At 48.5% G+C, this 17962-nt stretch carries 17 protein-coding genes and 1 riboswitch; of the genes, 10 read left to right on the top strand and 7 right to left on the bottom strand.

Going from position 1 to position 17962, the window contains the following annotated elements; genetic code table 11:
- Positions 1 to 14 precede the first annotated feature (14 nt).
- Genes A1s21148_RS04050 through ctaC form a run of 3 tightly spaced genes read right to left on the bottom strand, consistent with a single transcriptional unit; the run spans position 15 to position 2836 of the window.
- Positions 15 to 422: a cytochrome c oxidase subunit 4 gene (locus tag A1s21148_RS04050; RefSeq protein WP_095671181.1), complete on the bottom strand. Its 408-nt coding sequence runs from the start codon at positions 420 to 422 to the stop codon at positions 15 to 17.
- Positions 423 to 428: 6 nt separating this feature from the next.
- A complete protein-coding gene (gene ctaD, locus A1s21148_RS04055; protein ID WP_095671182.1) occupies positions 429 to 2081 on the bottom strand; it encodes an aa3-type cytochrome oxidase subunit I in 1653 nt (550 codons plus the stop codon).
- A complete protein-coding gene (ctaC, locus tag A1s21148_RS04060; RefSeq protein WP_095671183.1) occupies positions 2078 to 2836 on the bottom strand; it encodes an aa3-type cytochrome oxidase subunit II in 759 nt (252 codons plus the stop codon). The genes ctaD and ctaC overlap by 4 nt, the downstream gene beginning before the upstream one ends.
- Before the next feature lie 59 nt (positions 2837 to 2895).
- On the opposite strand from ctaC, the gene A1s21148_RS04065 reads away from it, so the two are divergent.
- Positions 2896 to 3963, top strand: a complete 1068-nt coding sequence (locus A1s21148_RS04065; RefSeq protein WP_095671184.1) for an aminotransferase class V-fold PLP-dependent enzyme — start codon at positions 2896 to 2898, stop codon at positions 3961 to 3963.
- Here the strand turns inward: A1s21148_RS04065 and A1s21148_RS04070 are convergent.
- Both A1s21148_RS04070 and A1s21148_RS04075 read right to left on the bottom strand, forming a co-directional pair.
- Positions 3920 to 4858, bottom strand: coding sequence for a carbohydrate kinase family protein (locus A1s21148_RS04070; protein WP_420022011.1), 939 nt, complete (start codon positions 4856 to 4858; stop codon positions 3920 to 3922). The genes A1s21148_RS04065 and A1s21148_RS04070 overlap by 44 nt on opposite strands.
- Positions 4859 to 4939: 81 nt before the next feature.
- On the bottom strand, positions 4940 to 5311 hold the full coding sequence (locus A1s21148_RS04075) for a HesB/IscA family protein (RefSeq protein WP_095671186.1): 372 nt from the start codon (positions 5309 to 5311) through the stop codon (positions 4940 to 4942).
- A 67-nt stretch (positions 5312 to 5378) separates the two neighbouring features.
- Between A1s21148_RS04075 and nadA the strand changes: the two genes are divergently transcribed.
- Positions 5379 to 6539: a quinolinate synthase NadA gene (nadA, locus tag A1s21148_RS04080; protein ID WP_095671187.1), complete on the top strand. Its 1161-nt coding sequence runs from the start codon at positions 5379 to 5381 to the stop codon at positions 6537 to 6539.
- Between the two features lie 7 nt (positions 6540 to 6546).
- Positions 6547 to 7083, top strand: coding sequence for a DUF3043 domain-containing protein (locus tag A1s21148_RS04085; RefSeq protein ID WP_095671188.1), 537 nt, complete (start codon positions 6547 to 6549; stop codon positions 7081 to 7083).
- Between the two features lies 1 nt (position 7084).
- Here the strand turns inward: A1s21148_RS04085 and A1s21148_RS04090 are convergent, their stop codons facing one another.
- Positions 7085 to 8086 carry an aldo/keto reductase family protein gene (locus A1s21148_RS04090; RefSeq protein ID WP_095671189.1) on the bottom strand — a complete coding sequence of 334 codons (1002 nt, stop codon included), beginning with the start codon at positions 8084 to 8086 and terminating at the stop codon, positions 7085 to 7087.
- Between the two features lie 98 nt (positions 8087 to 8184).
- Positions 8185 to 8352: riboswitch (adenosylcobalamin (AdoCbl) riboswitch) on the top strand.
- A gap of 76 nt (positions 8353 to 8428) precedes the next feature.
- Between A1s21148_RS04090 and A1s21148_RS04095 the strand changes: the two genes are divergently transcribed.
- The 4 genes from A1s21148_RS04095 to A1s21148_RS04110 are packed head-to-tail and all read left to right on the top strand — an operon-like array spanning position 8429 to position 12152.
- On the top strand, positions 8429 to 8977 hold the full coding sequence (locus A1s21148_RS04095; protein ID WP_223299349.1) for an SCO2322 family protein: 549 nt from the start codon (positions 8429 to 8431) through the stop codon (positions 8975 to 8977).
- A gap of 18 nt (positions 8978 to 8995) precedes the next feature.
- Positions 8996 to 9742 carry an energy-coupling factor transporter transmembrane component T family protein gene (locus A1s21148_RS04100; protein ID WP_095671190.1) on the top strand — a complete coding sequence of 249 codons (747 nt, stop codon included), beginning with the start codon at positions 8996 to 8998 and terminating at the stop codon, positions 9740 to 9742.
- On the top strand, positions 9739 to 11352 hold the full coding sequence (locus A1s21148_RS04105; protein ID WP_095671191.1) for an ABC transporter ATP-binding protein: 1614 nt from the start codon (positions 9739 to 9741) through the stop codon (positions 11350 to 11352). The genes A1s21148_RS04100 and A1s21148_RS04105 overlap by 4 nt, the downstream gene beginning before the upstream one ends.
- Entirely contained in the window at positions 11349 to 12152 is an 804-nt protein-coding gene (locus A1s21148_RS04110) for an ECF transporter S component (RefSeq protein ID WP_095671192.1), read from the top strand. Before A1s21148_RS04105 ends, A1s21148_RS04110 begins: the two co-directional genes overlap by 4 nt.
- Here A1s21148_RS04110 and gcvT read toward each other — a convergent pair.
- On the bottom strand, positions 12133 to 13221 hold the full coding sequence (gene gcvT, locus A1s21148_RS04115) for a glycine cleavage system aminomethyltransferase GcvT (protein ID WP_095671193.1): 1089 nt from the start codon (positions 13219 to 13221) through the stop codon (positions 12133 to 12135). The two genes, A1s21148_RS04110 and gcvT, sit on opposite strands and share 20 nt — an antisense overlap.
- 97 nt (positions 13222 to 13318) lie before the next feature.
- Between gcvT and A1s21148_RS04120 the strand changes: the two genes are divergently transcribed.
- From A1s21148_RS04120 to sucB, 3 genes are all read left to right on the top strand, one after another.
- Positions 13319 to 14818 (top strand): leucyl aminopeptidase, encoded by a 1500-nt coding sequence (locus A1s21148_RS04120; protein WP_095671194.1) that lies wholly within the window; start codon positions 13319 to 13321, stop codon positions 14816 to 14818.
- Between the two features lie 75 nt (positions 14819 to 14893).
- Positions 14894 to 16261: a dihydrolipoyl dehydrogenase gene (gene lpdA / locus A1s21148_RS04125; protein WP_095671195.1), complete on the top strand. Its 1368-nt coding sequence runs from the start codon at positions 14894 to 14896 to the stop codon at positions 16259 to 16261.
- Positions 16262 to 16276: 15 nt separating this feature from the next.
- Positions 16277 to 17959, top strand: a complete 1683-nt coding sequence (gene sucB / locus A1s21148_RS04130; protein ID WP_095671196.1) for a 2-oxoglutarate dehydrogenase, E2 component, dihydrolipoamide succinyltransferase — start codon at positions 16277 to 16279, stop codon at positions 17957 to 17959.
- The last annotated feature ends 3 nt before the right edge of the window (positions 17960 to 17962 follow it).

The following is a 17962-nucleotide window of genomic DNA, read 5'->3' on the forward strand; positions in this document are numbered from 1 at the left end:
TACGTAACGCTTACTTAGTGAGCGGCGTTATCAGGTAGTGGTTTCTCATACTCAGTTACGAAACCGATGATGCTAATCACCAGTGCACCAAGTGCGATAAGAGTTAGCCACCAACCAATAAGAAGAGAGAGACCTAAAGCCATTGCGCTTGCCGCAACCGGCAGTGGCCACCATGAATGAGGGCTGTAGAAACCAAGTTCGCCTGCGCCTTCTGCAATCTCTGCAGTAGGGCGATCTTCAGGCAGTAGTCGCCCAATTCGTTTCTGGGTAAACCAAACATAGAAACCGACCATCCCAGCCAAACATGCAGCGAGAATCATTCCTGTAATGCCAACTGCCTCGCCACCTACGTAGTAGTAAACGACCGACATTAAGACATAGAAAACACTTAGACCACCGAAGAGCTGCCAATTAGTTTTCATATTTAATTAGTGGCCTTCCGTTTTAACGTGTGGGTGGTGAAGATCAAATGCTGGGCGCTCAGAGCGAATACGTGGCATCGTCAAGAAGTTGTGGCGCGGTGGTGGGCAAGATGTCGCCCACTCAAGGGATGAGCCATAGCCCCAAGGATCATCGCAATTAACGAGCGGTGACTTGCGGGTGATCCAAACGTTTACAAAGAACGGAATCATTGAGAGCGCAAGGAGCGCAGATCCAATTGTTGAAATCATATTCATTCCAGTGAAGCCATCAGTTGCTAAGTAATCAGAGTAGCGACGTGGGAAACCTTTGATTCCAAGCCAGTGTTGAATCAAGAATGTTGTGTGGAAGCCGAAGAAGAGCGTCCAGAAGTGAATCTTTCCAAGACGTTCGTTGAGCATGCGACCAGTCATCTTTGGCCACCAGAAATAGAAACCGGCGAACATTGCAAAGACCACAGTTCCGAAGAGAACGTAATGGAAGTGAGCTACAACGAAGTAAGACGCAGAAACTGCAAAGTCCATTGGAGGCGAAGCCAAGATGATTCCGGTGATTCCGCCGAATAAGAAGGTAACGAGGAATCCCATAACCCAGAGCATTGGAGTCTCGAAGGTTACGTGGCCGCGCCACATGGTGCCGATCCAGTTAAAGAATTTAACGCCCGTCGGGACGCCAATCAAAAATGTCATAAATGAGAAGAACGGTAGAAGTACCTGGCCGCTGGCGAACATATGGTGAGCCCATACTGCAACAGAGAGCGCTGAGATTGCGATCGTTGCTGCGATCAAACCTTTATAACCAAAGATTGGCTTGCGGCTAAAGACTGGCAAAATTTCAGTTGCGATTCCGAAGAATGGTAGCGCCAAGATATAAACCTCGGGGTGTCCGAAGAACCAGAACAAGTGCTGCCATAACATCGCACCACCGTTGGCCGGATCAAAGATATGCGTACCGAAGAGGCGATCAGACTCCAACGCCAATAACGCAGCAGCTAATGGAGGGAAGGCGAGCAATACCAAGATAGAAGTTAAGAGAACGTTCCAAGAGAAGATCGACATACGAAACATCGTCATACCTGGCGCGCGCATTGTGAAAATGGTCGTAATGAAGTTAACGCCGCCCAAGATTGTTCCAAGACCAGAAACTGCCAAACCGATTACCCAAAGGTCTCCACCGATTCCTGGTGAATATGTTGAGTTAGCAAGAGGTGCGTAAGCAGTCCATCCAAATGATGCCGCGCCTCCTGGAGTTAAGAATCCAGCAACTGCCGTAATGCTTCCAAACATAAATAACCAGAAGGAGAGCATGTTAAGGCGAGGGAAAGCTACATCTGCGGCGCCGATCTGCAGCGGCATGATCACGTTGGCAAAGCCAACGAATAATGGAGTTGCAAACATGAGCAACATAATCGTTCCGTGCATCGTGAAGATCTGGTTGTACTGCTCGTTACTCAAAAATTGCATCCCTGGGCGAGTTAGCTCAGCACGTAAGAAGAGCGCTAGTAGCCCGCCTACTAAGAACCAGCCGAAGGTAGCCATCAAATACATATAGCCGATCGTCTTGTGATCGGTTGAGGTAATCCACTTTACAAAGTTTTTACCCTTGCTCGATGGTTGCGCGCCTACTGAATTGATCGTTGGACGTTCTGCATAAGTGGTCATGCTGCGCTCACCTTCAGAGTTTCGAGATAAGCATTATATTCGGCAACTGTTACAACTTTTACCGTAAAGAGCATTTGTGAGTGATTTCGTCCACAGAGGATGTTGCATCGACCCGGATAGGTGCCCAATTTATTTGCGGTGAATTCAAGGCTATTAGTTACGCCCGGTAGATTTTGGATCTGAATCATAAATGCTGGAATCCAGAAGCCATGAACAACATCGTTTGATTCAATTGTGTAGCGAACCTTTTCGCCGATCGGTACTACCAAAGTTGGAGGCTGCGCTGGAGTTCCAGTAACAACTGCCTTTGGTCCCGCCTCAGGATAACTAAACTGCCATGACCATTGGAATCCATTAACAGTGATCTCATGGGCGTAGGTTGACGTCTTCTCAACGATTTTCTCTTGCTTAACTGCGGTGTAATAGAAGAGAACTGCAACGATGATAAATGGGATTATCGTGTAAGCAATTTCTACAGGAATGTTGTACTGAGTCTGCTTTGGGAATTCACCTTTACTGGCTTTAGCGCGATGGAAAATCGCTGGCCAGATGATCAGTACAAATGTAATTACACCAACTACGCCGCCAGCAATCCATGCTCCCTGCCAGAGTGAAAGTGAGATGTCATTAACGCTTGATAAACCCTCTTCATATCCAAGGCCAGAGACTTTGGAGCAACCGCTAAGCAGAAGTGGCAGAAGTGTTAGCGGAGCGGCTAGACGAACCAGAGAACGCGAGCGTTTATGGGCAGACATGAGGTTAAGGATAGTCGGCTAATTCGGAGTTAGTCGCATTGGCTAGTAGCGTTCGCTAGGTGGTACGAGTCACAGGAAACTTTCAATCAGAGACAGCACTCAATTCCCTTGCTGCCCAAGCCTTTCTCGCTGCCTTAGATAGCGGATGGGCCGACCCAAAGAAGATTGGCCAATCACCTAGTCGCGCGGCAAACCTGAGAGCCAACGCCCTTGAATCACTCGCCACAAATTTAGGAATTAAGGCCGATCAAATTGAGATCACGGGCGAAGTTGGACTTGGCTATCTACTTTCTCTGGGTGGCTTCTTAGAACCAAAACGAAAGCTCTACTACGGAGCCGGCGATAGATCAGGTGTAATCGCAACTGCAAGATCGCATCAAGGCGACTCAGAAATTATTCCGCTATCCCCCAATGGAACTTTGAATTTCTCTGAAATCGAGTTGTTGCCCAACTCTGCTCTTTCATTTCAATTAGCAAATGGTGAAACTGGGGCCATAAACAAAGTTCCAGAGCAATTGCCAAAAGATATCTTGATTGCAATCGATGCCACTGCCTCTGGAAATCGTGAACCGCTTCCCGAAAAGTGGAGTAGCGCGGTCTTTGATTCAAGAGCTTGGGAGGGGCCTGCCGGTCTTGCAGTTGTTGCCATCGCAGATGCCGCTAACTGGAAGAATCCGCTCCCCCATATATCTGCAGTGCGCAGGACCTACGGAACATTCTCGTTGCCGCTATTGATTGCCAGCGCGGTAGCACTTGAGAATTTCAAACCTGATGATAAAAATATAAAGAAAATGAGCGCCAAAATTCGCGCTGAAATCTCACGATCGATTCCAGGATTAATAATTGCCGGAGATTTAGATAATTCTATGGCGCACTTAACATCCTTAGTTATTCCGGGTTGCAATGGAGAAGAGATACTTCGCGGCTTAAGCGCCCGTGGCCTCTCCGTTGATTCAGGATCAGCTTGCACCGCTATGAATTTGCAACCTAGCCATGTCTTAGCGGCTATGGGGCTACCAACCGATGGAAATATCCGAATAACTTTGCACGCAGAAACTACTGCAGAAGAAGTTGAATTACTGATTAACGCTTTGGTAGATGAGGTTCGATCTCAGCAGCAGCGCTAGCGCCGTATGCGTCTTTAAAGCGCGTTAAAAATTCGGCTGACGTAAAGCGATATTCCTGTGTACCGGTTGTTTCAATTACATAGGTAGCAATCATCGAACCTAGTTGTGCACATCTTTCGTGGCTTAAGCCCCAGGCCAATCCAGCAACAAATCCAGATCTAAATGAATCTCCAACACCGGTTGGGTCGGTCTTTGATTTCTCTTTCGGACAGGTAACTTTAATTGTTTCACCAGTTAGAGATTCAACTCTTGCGCCTTCCGAGCCAAGAGTTACAACGCGATACTTAACTTGCTCGAGAATTTCGCGATCGCTCCAACCGGTTTTTTGAATTGCTAGCGCTAGCTCGTACTCATTTAAAAATAGGTAAGTAGCACCTGTTATGAGTTGCTTAATCTCTTCGCCACTCATGCGTGCCATTTGTTGTGACGGATCAGCTGCTATAGCAATTCCCTCCTGGCGGGCTACCTCAGAATGGCGCAGCATCGCTTCTGGGTCATCAGGAGAAATAACAATTAGATCTAACTTTCCGGTCTTTTCCATGATTGGCGAAAGCTCTATATTTCGCGCTTCGGACATCGCGCCAGGAAAGAAAGATGCGATCTGATTTAACTCAGTATCTGTCGTCACCATGAAGTGAGCGGTGTGAAGAGTTTTAGAGACTAAAACATGAGATGTATCAACGCCATGACGTACTAACCAAGCGTCATAATCTGGCCAATCGATTCCAACTGCGGCGATCAAAATTGGATTAAGGCCAAGTGAGCCCATACCGAATGCGATATTTGCTGCGCATCCCCCACGGCGAACTTCCAGGCCATCTACGAGAAATGAGAGTGAAACTTTTTCAAGCGAGCCCGCAACGAGTGAGTCGGTGAACTTTCCCGAGAACGTCATTAGGTGATCTAAACCAACCGAACCGGCAACGCCAATCTTCATGCAGCCACCATCGCGGTTAACAACAAGTTGAAAGTGTCTTTAGTTGAAAGAATCGCCGCAGGCGCAAGATCCGCCAGCATTTGGATTATCAATTGTGAAGCCCTGCTTCTCAATCGTGTCAACGAAATCAATTGAAGCGCCCATTAAATATGGATCGCTCATCTTGTCTACAACAACTTTTACAGTTCCGAATTGATGTGAGATATCGCCTTCTTGATCGCGATCATCGAAGTAGAGCTGGTAGCGCAAGCCCGAACAACCACCTGGCTGCACTGCAACGCGGAGATAGAGATCATCGCGACCTTCTTGAGCAAGGAGCGCTGCAACCTTGGCTGCGGCAACTTCTGTCAAGACGATAGGGCCAGTCGATGCTGGCGCTTCTGTTGTTGAGTTCGATGTCTCTGTAGTCATGGGTAAAGACTACCTGCCACTTACTGTCGATGCGACAGCAAGGCTATAAATGCGCGAGAATGTGTCCATGTCCACACCTGCTCGTTCAACTTCGCTGACTGACCTGCTGCTTCTTGGGCAAGGTCGAGATCTGGCATCTGAGCGAGGCGTCTCCTGTACCGGCGAACTGCCAGAAGCGAGTGATCCTGATTTAATCTCCAGAGCAAGGGCTGCTCGCGCCGCACTTGGCGATCGCGCCCTTGTTTTGGGCCATCACTATCAGCGAGATGAAGTAATTGAATTTGCAGATGTAACTGGTGATTCATTTAAGTTGGCACAAGCTGCGGCAGCACAATCGAACGCCGAGTACATAATCTTCTGCGGTGTTCACTTCATGGCCGAAAGCGCTGACATTCTGACTTCAAATAAACAGAAGGTAATTCTTCCTGACCTTGCCGCCGGTTGTTCAATGGCTGATATGGCAACGGCAAATCAAGTTACACAGTGCTGGAAAGATCTCGAAGAAGTTGGCGTAGCCGATAAAACAATTCCAGTCACATATATGAATTCATCTGCAGCGATTAAGAGTTTTACTGGCGAACACGGTGGAACGATTTGTACATCATCGAATGCTAAAAAGAGTATGGAATGGGCGCTTTCTAAGGGCGAGAAGATTCTCTTTCTCCCCGACCAGCATCTCGGTAGAAATACAGCAGTCCTTTCGCTAGGCCTAACTCTGGATGATTGCGTTCTCTGGAATCCTTGGAAGCCAATGGGTGGGTTAACTCCTGAAGAAATTCGTGGAGCCAAGGTAATTTTATGGCGCGGACATTGTTCTGTGCACGGGCGCTTCACTTTGGAATCTGTGAACGAGGTGAGAAAACAAGTTCCAGGGGTGAAGGTTCTAGTACATCCAGAGTGCCAACATGAAGTTGTTGCTGCGGCCGATGTCGTTGGCAGCACCGAGATGATCATCAAAACTGTCGAGCAATCCCCTGCAGGGAGCGCTTGGGCGATCGGCACAGAGCTAAATTTGGTTTCACGCCTTGCCAAAGCCCACCCTGATAAGAAAATTGTCTTTCTAGATAAGACCGTTTGCTATTGCTCAACGATGAATCGAATTGATCTTCCACATCTGGTTTGGGCGATGGAATCGTTAGTTGATGGCCACGTTGTAAACCAGATTAGCGTTGCCCCAGAAGTTGCCAAGTACTCCAAACTCGCACTCGAGCAGATGCTCGCCCTATAGTTTGCCCATGACTTCTACTCCAGAAAATAGCCAGAAAAAAGGTCGTCCGACTCCAAAGCGAAAAGAAGCGCAAGCGGCGACGAAAGTTTCCTCACTAGCGCCAGCATCAACCAAGGCAGAGAAGAAGCGCTCTAAAGATCAAGCACGTGCGGCACGCCTCTTGCAGCGCCAGGCATATCTGCGTGGCGATGAGAATGCGCTCCCAATGCGTGATCGCGGACCGGAAAAGAAATTTGTTAGAAATTACATCGATGCCCGTCGTTCGATCGGTGAATATTTCCTTCCAATCATCGGCTTTGTGTTAATTCTTTCGCTCATCCCGCTAAGTGTTTTTGCTGTGGCTGGAATCGTGATTATGTATAGCGTTCTTCTCTTCTCAATCATCGATGGATTCTTCTTATCTCGCAAAATTAAAGCCGAAGTCACTAAGCGCTTCCCAGATAAAAGCACCAAGGGACTTGGGCTTTATGGATGGCTACGCTCAACACAGATGCGACGTATGCGCGCACCTAAGCCACAAGTAAAAGCTGGAGATAAGGTTTAACTCAAGCCCTAGGATTTGGGCTTTTAGTCTCTTTTGGATCAGTCGTCGGAATATTGCCGAGCGCCTTATCAATAGCGTGCATAACATCGGCAGATAACTTCACTCCTGATGCCTTTACATTCTCTTTAACCTGAGCTGGCTTGGTTGCTCCCATAATTGCGCTAGAAACATTTGAGTTCTGCAGAACCCAAGCGATTGATAGTTGACCCATCGTTAAATCTAGGTCACGGGCTATCGGGGCTAAATTCTGAACTGCGCTAAGTACATCATCGCGCATCCAGCGCGAGATCATATCTGCGCCGGATTTCTTATCTGTTGCGCGAGAACCCACTGGCGGTTTCTTACCTGGCAGATACTTTCCAGTTAGGACGCCTTGCGCCATAGGTGACCAAACAATCTGTCCAATTCCTTCGCGCTTACTTAGTGGAACAACTTCGGTTTCGATAACGCGCCAAAGTGCAGAGTATTGCGGTTGGCTAGATACAAATCGGGTGTAACCCTTGGCATCTTGAATGCGCAGCGCATCTGCGATCTGCTTAGCGTTCCATTCAGAGAAACCTATGTAATGAACTTTTCCAGCGCGAATCAAATCATCGAAGGCGCTCAGTGACTCTTCTAGTGGGGTTTCATAGTCAAAGCGATGCATCTGGTAAAGATCGATGTGATCGGTATTGAGGCGCTTTAGCGAGGCGTTGCAAGATTCAATAATGTGTTTACGCGATAAACCGCGATCGTTTTTGCCAGAACCAGTTGGCCAATAAACCTTGGTAAATAGCTCATAGGATTCACGCTTGATTCCCTTGAGAGCGCGCCCTAATACTGATTCGGCTTTAGTTGCTGCATAAACATCTGCCGTATCAAATGTTGTTATGCCAAGGTCGTAGGCAGTGCGCACGCACTTAACGGCCGCATCTGCTTCAACCTGAGATCCGTGGGTGATCCAATTTCCATAAGAAATCTCTGAGACATACATTCCTGAACTGCCGAGGCGACGATATTCCATAGGTAACACCATACCCCCACTCTTATATGACTTGGCCTCAAATAGCGTGGTGAATTGCTATCGCAGGCAACCTATGGTTTTCTTCGCAGGTACCTACAACTAAATAGCAATACTTTCTCTTGAGGGGAAGTCGGTGAAAATCCGACGCTGACCCGCAACCGTAAGAGTTCCATGGCGATAAACGCGCCATTAGAACTTAAGTCGGATTACCTCACTAGAAAGCGTAATTGACCAACACCCGCCGAGGTTTGCGGGGCGTAGTCTCAAGAAAAAGTAGATTCAATACTTTTATTGCGCTACCCCTGTGAGACTCTGAATTTCAAGAGAGGCTCCACAGTAAAAATGCTTAAATTAAAATCATCTCGCAAGTTCACCCCTACGTTATTCGTTCTAGCCCTTGTTGCTGCTCAAATAATTCCAGTTGCTTCAGCAAACGCTGCCGAAAAAGGTTGGCGTTACTGGGGTTATTACCAAGCAGCTCCCGGTGCTAATACATGGACTGCTGCTATGACTGGTCCAACTGTTGATATAGAAGATGGCGCAGTTGAAGGCTGGTCATTTGTATTCAGCAGCGATGACATCCCATCGACTCCCCCATCAGTTAAACCAAACTTTGCATCGATCTGCGGAAAAACCAAGGCTGACAAAGATACAAAGCGGATCGCTTTGGTAATTGATTTCGGTGCCAAGGCCTACGCGCCCAAGGGCGAAAAAATAAAGAAAACAATCTCTACTTGCGTTCGCACAGCTAAAACTTCGCAAGGTATCGATGTTCTTGGAATGGCTGTGAAGGTGCGTGCTGCAAAGAGCGGACTCATCTGCGGTCTAAATGGTTACCCAGCAAAAGAGTGCGGTTCTGAAATAGCAACGCCTGCTTCAATTAAGAAGTAAGAGAAGCGCTTAACTGTTATGAAATCGCTGCACCCGCTTACTTGGTGGCTTTGGAGTATCGCTTTAATTGTCACGGTCATTCGTGCCGATAGCGCTCTCTATGCCGCCTTGGTTTTAGCGGGTGCGGCGCTCATAGTTTGGCGCTGGGCTGGAAATTTTCCTTGGTCGAAGAGTTTCTGGTTCTCACTTCGACTAGGAATTTTCATCTTAATTGTCAGAGCAGTCACCGGTGTATTAATCGGTGTGCCAATCCCTGGAACGAAAATCATTGAGCTTCCGATTATTCCTTTACCCGATTGGATGGCCGGAATACGTATCGGTGGCGTCATCACTCAAGAGCGACTGACTTCATCTCTGCATGAGGGGTTGATAATTGTCTCTGTGATCGCGCTCTTTGGTGCAGCGGTGTCACTTACCAGTCCTCATAAAATGTTGCGCGTTCTTCCTGTGATCGTTTATGAGTTTGGAGTCGCAATCGTTATTGCAACCTCATCACTTCCGCAACTTGTTGCCAGTTACTCGCGAATCAAACGCGCGCGAATACTAAGAGGCGATGAGAAACCAAAGTTTAAATCCATCGCTCTGCCACTCTTGGAAGAGGCTTTAGCCAAGTCGCTCGATCTTGCAGCGGCGATGGATTCGCGCGGATATGGCGTAAGTCGAGTTCGCTCTAGGTATCGCCCAATCAAGTGGCGCTCTGCGGATACTGCGATTTTTTCTAGTGGCCTCGTTCTTCTTGGTCTTGTTTGGTCAGTGACTTCATGATCAAATTTTCAAATGTCTCACTTGTCTACCCCACATCAACACAAACGATTTTAGAAGGACTGACATTTTCTATTGAAGAAGGTGAAATGGTTCTGGTTATTGGTTCGACCGGTACTGGAAAATCTTCACTCTTACGTTTAATCAATGGCTTGGTTCCGCATCACACCGGTGGAATTTTGGCAGGTGATGTCACAGTTGATGGAATTTCTACTCAACTTGTGCGACCAGGTGAACTAGCTCATCTCATTGGAATTGTGGGACAGAACCCAAGTAGCGGCTTTGTAACCGATACCGTTGAAGAAGAACTCGTCTTTAGTATGGAGTCGCTAAATGTGGCCCCGGATGTGATGCGCAAACGCGTTGAAGAGATTCTTGATCTATTGGCCTTGGCACCACTTCGTAACCGAGCGATTTCAACTCTCAGCGGTGGCGAACAACAACGTTTAGCAATCGGCAGCGCCCTCGTGATGCATCCAAAGATCTTGGTTTTGGATGAGCCAACCAGCGCGCTTGACCCGATCGCAGCCGAAGAAGTTCTCTCAATCATCCATCGCTTAGTTCACGACCTCAGCCTGACAGTTGTGATTGCAGAACATCGCCTAGAGCGAGTAATTGGCTTTGCTGATCGAATAATTCATATCGCCGGAGATGGCCAAGCCCAGATCGATCTTCCAGAAAATATCTTGAAGAACTCAGTTATCGCTCCCCCAATTGTCCATTTATCGCGCGCACTTAAATTGGACCAGCTCGGGCTGAGCGTTCGCGATGTCCGAAGAATGACCGAAGATGTCAGACGCAATGGAAAAGAGAATCCGCAGGTACTAAAAGATCCGACCCCCACTGCGATTTTGATTAAGGGAGCTTCGATTTCTTACGGCTCACATCTTGCGCTAAAGAACGTTGATGCACTTGTAATGGAAGGCGAGATAGTTGCCTTGATGGGTAGAAATGGCGCCGGTAAGAGTTCACTTCTGCAATCAATCGTCGGAGTTAAAGAGTTGGATCGAGGAGAGATTTCTATCTTCGCTCATCCCCCGATGAGTTTAAAAGGTGCGGTGCGTCGCGCCACCGTCGGCTACATCCCGCAAGAACCAAGCGATCTCTTATATGCGCAAAGCGTCGCGCAAGAGTGTGCACAAGCCGATAAAGATAATGCCATCGCTAGCGGTGCAACCTATGCCTTACTTCAAGAACTCGTGCCTTCAGTCTCACCTGCGACCCATCCGCGTGATTTATCGGAAGGACAGCGCCTAGCGCTGGCTTTAGCCGTAGTTCTCTCTGCGCAACCTCGCGCGCTAATCCTGGATGAACCAACGCGCGGATTGGATTATCAATCTAAATCGCTTCTTATTGAGATTCTCAAAGGCTTTGCGGCACAACCTGGAAGAGCTGTTGTTATCGCAACTCACGATGTAGAACTAGTGGCTGAGCTAGCCGATCGAGTTATCTTCTTATCTGAGGGAGAAATTGTCGCAGACGGACCAACGATCGATATTTTATTGGCATCACCGGCTTTCGCTCCTCAAGTAGCAAAAGTAATGGCTCCACGCAGATGGTTAACAGTTAACGATGTAATGCGCGCGCTAGATCAAGAGGCTGATTCCCGATGAAGTATTTAACTAACGATATCTACCGCTTCAGCGGCAGATCGAGAATAGCTCTTGCTATCGTTTCGGCTACCGTATTTGCTGGTTTTACTTGGCCTTTCTATGTGCAAACACAGAGTTCAGCACATTTTGCACAATACTTTTTTTGGGCAGCTGTTCCTGCATCAATCTTTCTGTTAATCGCACAACTTAGTGATTCTGGACTAGATGCTAAATCTGTTGCGCTACTAGGAACTCTCGCTGCGCTTCTTGCTGCACTTCGACCACTAGGCGCAGGCGCAGTGGGTCTTGAACCGATGTGGTTTCTATTAATTCTTGCCGCCCGTGTCTTTGGTTCCGCATTTGGATTTTTGTTGGGCGTGCTCGGAATGTTGGCATCCGCTCTTCTAACTGGTGGATTTGGCCCTTGGCTTACTTATCAACTCTTCGCCGCCGGTTTAGTGGGTTTATTTGCAGGTTCTTTCCCCGCGAGAATCAAGGGGCGTGCTGAAATCTTGTTGTTGGTCTTTATTGCAATTCTTGCTTCCCTGATCTTCGGTTTATTAATGGATCTGCAATTCTGGCCTTGGGCGTTAGGTGGAGATACCCAACTCTCTTATCTACCAGGAGCCCCCATCTGGGAAAACTTAAACAGATTTATAACCTTTCACTTTTTATCCTCAATGGCTTGGGATATTCCAAGAGCTGTTTTGACTTCAACGCTTATTGTTATTACTGCGCCCGCTGTTCTATCGGCGCTGCGTAGAACAAAAACTAAAGCCGCCTTCTTGACGCCAGTCGAGTTCAGCGCACGTTTGAAGTGACCAGCGGCAACTTAGTAATTACCGAAACGCTATCTCTTCCACGAACATCGACGATTAACTCATCGCCCACTTTATATTCGGGGTTGACTAAAGCTAAGGCGATACCCTTTTTTAAGGTTGGCGAGAAAGTACCGCTCGTTATCTCGCCAACAACTTCGCCGCTTGAATTCTTAATCTGCATCCCTGCTCGCGGAATGCCGCGATCTTGACTGACGAGGGCGCGCAGTTTGCTTTGTAATTTTGCTTCACGTTGCTCAGTAAGCGCTTTAGCGCCACTGAAAGTTGGCTTGTCCCAACCGATCGCCCAAGTGGCTGATGCTTGAACCGGTGTTATTTGAAGAGTTAACTCGTGTCCATGAAGTGGATATCCCATTTCGGTGCGCAAGGTATCGCGCGCACCTAAGCCGCAGATTAAACCGTCGTATGGCTTAATTGCTTCGACCAGGGATTCCCAAACTGCGCCAGCATCGCTCCAGCTTGGAAGAATTTCATATCCATGTTCGCCGGTGTAACCAGTGCGACACAAAATGGCAGGGCGCCCTGAAATCTGGATGTGTTCAAAGGCCATGTAATCCATCGCAGGGTTCAAGCCAAGGGATTCAATGACCGATTTAGATTTTGGGCCTTGCACTGCGATGACCGCAAATTTCTCGTGGAGATTTGTAATCGTGATTCCAGTAGGCACAACAGCCATGAGGGCAGCGACTACATCTGATGTGTTGGAGGCGTTAGGGATCAGAAATAAATCAGTCGGGCTATTTCGATAAACAATCAGATCATCGATAACTCCGCCAGCAGAGTTGCAGTGAAGGGTGTACTGGGCCTGTCCATCGGTAATTCGATTTAAATCATTGGTAAAGACAGAGTTGACAAATTCCAGCGCTCCTTCGCCAATCACGCTGACTTTGCCGAGGTGAGATACATCAAATATCCCAACTCGCTCCCGAACAGCGGTGTGTTCGGCGATTACGCCCGATGCTGGGTACTCAATAGGCATCAACCAACCGCCGAAATCGGCCATCTTTGCGTTAAGTGCAAGATGTTTTTCGGCAAGTGGTGAATTTTTCATGTAGACAACTTACACTTACCCGAGCATCGCCACCAGATAAGAACCATCATTTAGTAGCGATTCACCACGACGCAGATTACTTCTTAAGGAGCTTTACATGACAACGATCCACCTCTCTGATGGAATCATCAAAGATGAGATTCTGGTAGTTGGGCTATCTCATAAGAAGAGCAAATCCTCGCTAACAATTGAAAGTGGCGATATCGCACTTGATACAAAGAAAATTTTGGCGACCTTGGCCGATATGGGTGCAACTGGCAAGGCCGATGAAGTAATTAAAATCCCTGGTACTAGTACGCGTCTTTTAATCTTCACCGGACTCGGCGAACATAAAGCCACCTTCGACGATGAGACCCTGCGCCGCGCAGCAGGTGCAGCCGCGCGAGCTCTGGCCGGAAATTCCAGCGCCACCTTCTCGCTTCCCGCAAAGAAGGCAAATGCAGTCGGAGCTGTTGCAGAGGGCGCGCTAATGGGCGCGTATGTCTTTAACAAATTTAGAGTTGATTCACTAAGTGATCGCCGCCCGAGCCTTAAGTCGGTAACGGTTCACTCATCCCTTGCCCAAGATCCAAAGGCGAAGGTAGCGGTTAAACGAGCAGCGATTATTGGGGATTACACCGCAATTGTTCGAGATCTCATCAACACTCCCCCAAGTCACTTAACTCCTGATTCGTTCTGCAAGACATTTACTGAAATCGTTAAGAAAGCAGGCGGTGCCGCAGCCGGCTTAAAGGTTTCGATAATGACTGATTCGCAGTTAAAGGCAAAGGGATATGGCGGAATCACCGCAGTCGGACAAGGTTCAGCGAATCCACAACGACTACTTCAAATTTCATATCGCCCAGTGAAGGCTAAGGCGCGCAAAACCTACGCCTACGTTGGTAAGGGAATCACCTTCGATACTGGCGGCTTAGCGCTTAAGCCAGCTGCCGGAATGGAAGCGATGAAATCCGATATGTCAGGGGCTGCTGCTGTCTGTGCAGCAACTATCGCAATCGCACTTCTGAAGCTTCCGATAGCCATTGATTGTTACGCGCCGCTTGCTGAAAATATGGTCAGCGATAACGCAACTCGTCCAAGTGACATCATCACTATGTATGGTGGCAAAACTATTGAGGTCCTAAACCCAGATGCGGAAGGGCGTTTAGTCCTTGGTGATGCGCTGGTGAAGGCGCAAGAGAATAAAGATCTAGACGGAATCGTTGATGTTGCAACTCTCACCGGTGCCCAAGTTGTTGCACTCGGTACGCGAACAAGTGCGATCATGACCAACAACCAAGAATTTAGTGATCACTTCTTTGCAATAACAAAAGACGTTGGCGAAGCTTTCTGGCCAATGCCACTTCCTGTAGAACTTCGCGCATCTCTTGATTCACCAGTAGCCGATATGGCAAATATGGGTGAACGTATGGGCGGAATGATGGTCGCTGGCCTCTTTCTAAAGGAGTTCATCGCACCAGAGTTACCTTGGTTACATCTCGATATCGCAGGTCCGGCCTACAACGAAGGCGATCCATATGGCTATACGCCAGTTGGAGGCACTGGTGTTGCTCTGCGCTCATTGGTTGCCCTTGCTGAATCAGGCGCCATTTCCTAATCAGGCGCTGGAACTGGCAAGATAGGAACTAATCGGGCCGCTTCGTGGCGCTCGGTGATGAAGGAGTCAGCAGACGTGTCTAATTTTGATCTCGTAGTTTTAGGTGGCGGCAGTGGCGGATACGCAGCTGCGCTACGTGGCGCTCAACTCGGACTTTCCGTAGCGCTAATCGAGGCAGATAAATTAGGCGGCACTTGTCTTCACCGCGGATGTATCCCAACTAAGGCCCTGCTCCACGCCGGTGAGATCGCAGATGGCGCACGCGATGCGAGCCACTTCGGAGTAAACGCGACATTTAACTCAATAGATATGACTGGCGTGAACGCCTATAAAGATGGCGTCATAACTAAGTTACATAAAGGTCTGCAAGGACTAGTTAAGTCTCGCAACATCACCTTTATCGAAGGCCACGGAAAGCTTGTATCTAAGGACACCATCGAAGTTAATGGCGCTCGCTACACAGGCAAAAATATTCTTCTTGCAACCGGTTCATATGCCCGCACTCTGCCTGGTCTAGATATTGATGGAAAGCAAGTCATCACATCTGATCAGGCGATGAAGATGGAATATGTGCCAAAGAGCGTAATTGTTCTGGGTGGCGGAGTTATCGGATGTGAGTTTGCATCAGTCTGGAAATCATTCGGTGCAGAAGTAACAATTATCGAAGGTTTGCCGCACCTTGTAGCTCTGGAAGATGAATCATCAAGCAAGCAGTTAGAACGCGCCTACCGTAAGCGCGGAATTAACTTCGAACTAGGCGTTCGCTTTAAATCCCATGCAGTCACAGCTGATGGAGTAACCGTCACTTTGGAAGATGGAAAGACATTTACCGCTGAAGTTCTCTTGGTTGCCGTTGGTCGCGGTCCAGTTTCGGCCAACCTCGGCTATGAAGAACAAGGCATCACGATGGATCGTGGATACGTTTTGGTTGATAACAAGTGCCGCACCAATGTGCCAGGTATTTGGGCAGTAGGAGATTTGATTCCAACGCTGCAACTCGCTCATGTTGGTTTCGGAGAAGGCATCTTGGTTGCTGAGGAGATCGCAGGTCTTAATCCACGTCCAATCAACTATGACGGCGTTCCACGAGTTACTTACTCTGAACCAGAAGTTGCCTCAGTTGGCCTTACAACTGCGCAAGCAAAAGAACGTGGTTATGACGTTGTAGAACTTAATTACGACCTAGCCGGAAACGGTAAGGCGCAGATTCTGCGGACAGCGGGTTCAATAAAGCTGGTCTCGCAAAAGGGTGGACCAGTTCTAGGAATTCACATGGTTGGCTCACGTGTCGGTGAACTACTGGCCGAAGCGCAATTAATCTTTAACTGGGAAGCATCAGCAGATGATGTTGCTCCATTGATCCACGCCCACCCAACGCTTTCTGAAGCAATGGGTGAAGCGCATATGGCACTTGCCGGCAAACCACTTCACGCTCACGGATAGAGAATAGGAAAAGCAATGACTTTCTCAGTAACTATGCCAGCACTTGGCGAAAGTGTCAGCGAAGGTACAGTCACACGTTGGCTTAAATCCGAAGGCGATCATGTCGCAATGGATGAGCCACTCCTTGAAGTATCAACCGACAAAGTCGATACCGAAATTCCTTCACCTGTTGCCGGCATCTTGCAGAAAATAGTTGTTGCAATTGATCAGACCGTTCCAGTTGGAGCAGAGCTTGCAATCATCGCCGATGGTGCTGTGCCCGCTTCAACTCCTGCACCTGCAGCACCTGTTGCTGCTGCACCAGTGACACCACCGCCAGCAGCACCTGCTGCTGCTGCACCAGTGACACCACCGCCAGCAGCACCTGCAGCACCGGCTGCTTCATCTACCGGAACAATTATTACGATGCCAGCACTTGGCGAAAGTGTCAGCGAAGGAACTGTTACGCGCTGGTTAAAGGACGTCGGAGATTCAGTCGCAGTTGATGAAGCTCTTCTTGAAGTTTCAACTGACAAAGTTGATACCGAAATTCCTTCACCTGTTGCAGGAACAATTCTTTCAATCGATGTACCTGTCGATTCAACTGTTCCAGTTGGCGCACGTTTAGCGGTAATTGGTGGCGCAGGAGCTTCCGCACCTGCCGCACCAGTTGTAGCTCCCCCAGCGCCACCAGTTGTTGCTGCACCAGTTGCAACGCCAGTTGTTCCTGCTCCAGCCCCTGTCGCTCCACCAGCGCCAGCACCTGTTGCTGCAAGTGCACCTGTCTCACAACCTGCCGATGCTTATGTAACTCCAATCGTTCGTAAGTTAGCTAACGATCTTGGGGTAAACCTGGCAAGCGTTAAAGGCTCTGGTGTAGGTGGACGAATTCGCAAGGAAGATGTTGAGGCTGCTGCACCAAAGAGCGCCGCTCCGGTTTCAACAACAACAGCGGCACCTGCACAACGCTCTGCTGCCGCACCTGTCGTTGCAGCATCTCCACTTCGCGGAACTACCGTAAACATGTCACGTCTTCGTAAGGTAATCGCAGCCCGCATGGTCGAATCACTTCAAGTAAGTGCGCAGTTAACAACTGTCGTCGAAGTAGATGTAACAAAGATTGCTCGTCTGCGTGATCGCTCGAAGGCAACATTTGAAGCGCGTGAAGGCGTGAAGCTTTCATTCCTTCCATTCTTTGCCGTTGCAGTTTGCGAAGCGCTAAAGCAGCACCCAGTTCTTAACTCATCAGTTGAGGGCGACCAGATCATTTATCACGGAGCAGAACATCTCGGAGTTGCCGTTGATACTGAACGTGGATTGTTGGTTCCAGTTATCCATAACGCAGGTGACCTAAATATGGGTGGTATCGCACGCAAGATTTCTGATCTCGCAGCACGCACCCGCGACAACAAGGTCACACCTGATGAACTCGGTGGCGGAACTTTTACGCTAACAAATACCGGAAGCCGCGGTGCGCTCTTTGATACTCCGATCATCAATCAGCCACAGGTTGCAATCCTTGGTCTCGGAGCAGTTGTTAAGCGTCCAATGGTCGTGAAGGGTGAAGATGGCGGCGAAACAATTGCAATTCGTTCCATGGTCTACCTTGGACTTTCCTACGATCATCGCGTTGTCGATGGCGCAGATGCTGCTCGTTTCCTAGTCACTCTCAAAGAGCGACTTGAAGGCGGCGCTTTCGAATCAGATCTAGGTCTCTAAACT

This window comes from Candidatus Planktophila lacus, from assembly GCF_002287925.1.
In the GTDB taxonomy this organism is placed as follows: Bacteria; Actinomycetota; Actinomycetes; order Nanopelagicales; family Nanopelagicaceae; genus Planktophila; species Planktophila lacus.

Bases quoted from the DNA above. Each gene is read 5' to 3' on its own strand.
- A1s21148_RS04070 (WP_420022011.1), bottom strand. From the start codon at position 4,858: ATGACGTTCTCGGGAAAGTTCACCGACTCACTCGTTGCGGGCTCGCTT.
- A1s21148_RS04095 (WP_223299349.1), top strand. From the start codon at position 8,429: ATGCTTAAATTAAAATCATCTCGCAAGTTCACCCCTACGTTATTCGTT.
- A1s21148_RS04075 (WP_095671186.1), bottom strand. From the start codon at position 5,311: ATGACTACAGAGACATCGAACTCAACAACAGAAGCGCCAGCATCGACT.
- A1s21148_RS04100 (WP_095671190.1), top strand. From the start codon at position 8,996: ATGAAATCGCTGCACCCGCTTACTTGGTGGCTTTGGAGTATCGCTTTA.
- A1s21148_RS04085 (WP_095671188.1), top strand. From the start codon at position 6,547: ATGACTTCTACTCCAGAAAATAGCCAGAAAAAAGGTCGTCCGACTCCA.
- A1s21148_RS04090 (WP_095671189.1), bottom strand. From the start codon at position 8,086: ATGGAATATCGTCGCCTCGGCAGTTCAGGAATGTATGTCTCAGAGATT.
- A1s21148_RS04050 (WP_095671181.1), bottom strand. From the start codon at position 422: ATGAAAACTAATTGGCAGCTCTTCGGTGGTCTAAGTGTTTTCTATGTC.
- ctaD (WP_095671182.1), bottom strand. From the start codon at position 2,081: ATGACCACTTATGCAGAACGTCCAACGATCAATTCAGTAGGCGCGCAA.
- ctaC (WP_095671183.1), bottom strand. From the start codon at position 2,836: ATGTCTGCCCATAAACGCTCGCGTTCTCTGGTTCGTCTAGCCGCTCCG.
- A1s21148_RS04120 (WP_095671194.1), top strand. From the start codon at position 13,319: ATGACAACGATCCACCTCTCTGATGGAATCATCAAAGATGAGATTCTG.
- A1s21148_RS04105 (WP_095671191.1), top strand. From the start codon at position 9,739: ATGATCAAATTTTCAAATGTCTCACTTGTCTACCCCACATCAACACAA.
- gcvT (WP_095671193.1), bottom strand. From the start codon at position 13,221: ATGAAAAATTCACCACTTGCCGAAAAACATCTTGCACTTAACGCAAAG.
- nadA (WP_095671187.1), top strand. From the start codon at position 5,379: ATGTCCACACCTGCTCGTTCAACTTCGCTGACTGACCTGCTGCTTCTT.
- A1s21148_RS04110 (WP_095671192.1), top strand. From the start codon at position 11,349: ATGAAGTATTTAACTAACGATATCTACCGCTTCAGCGGCAGATCGAGA.
- sucB (WP_095671196.1), top strand. From the start codon at position 16,277: ATGACTTTCTCAGTAACTATGCCAGCACTTGGCGAAAGTGTCAGCGAA.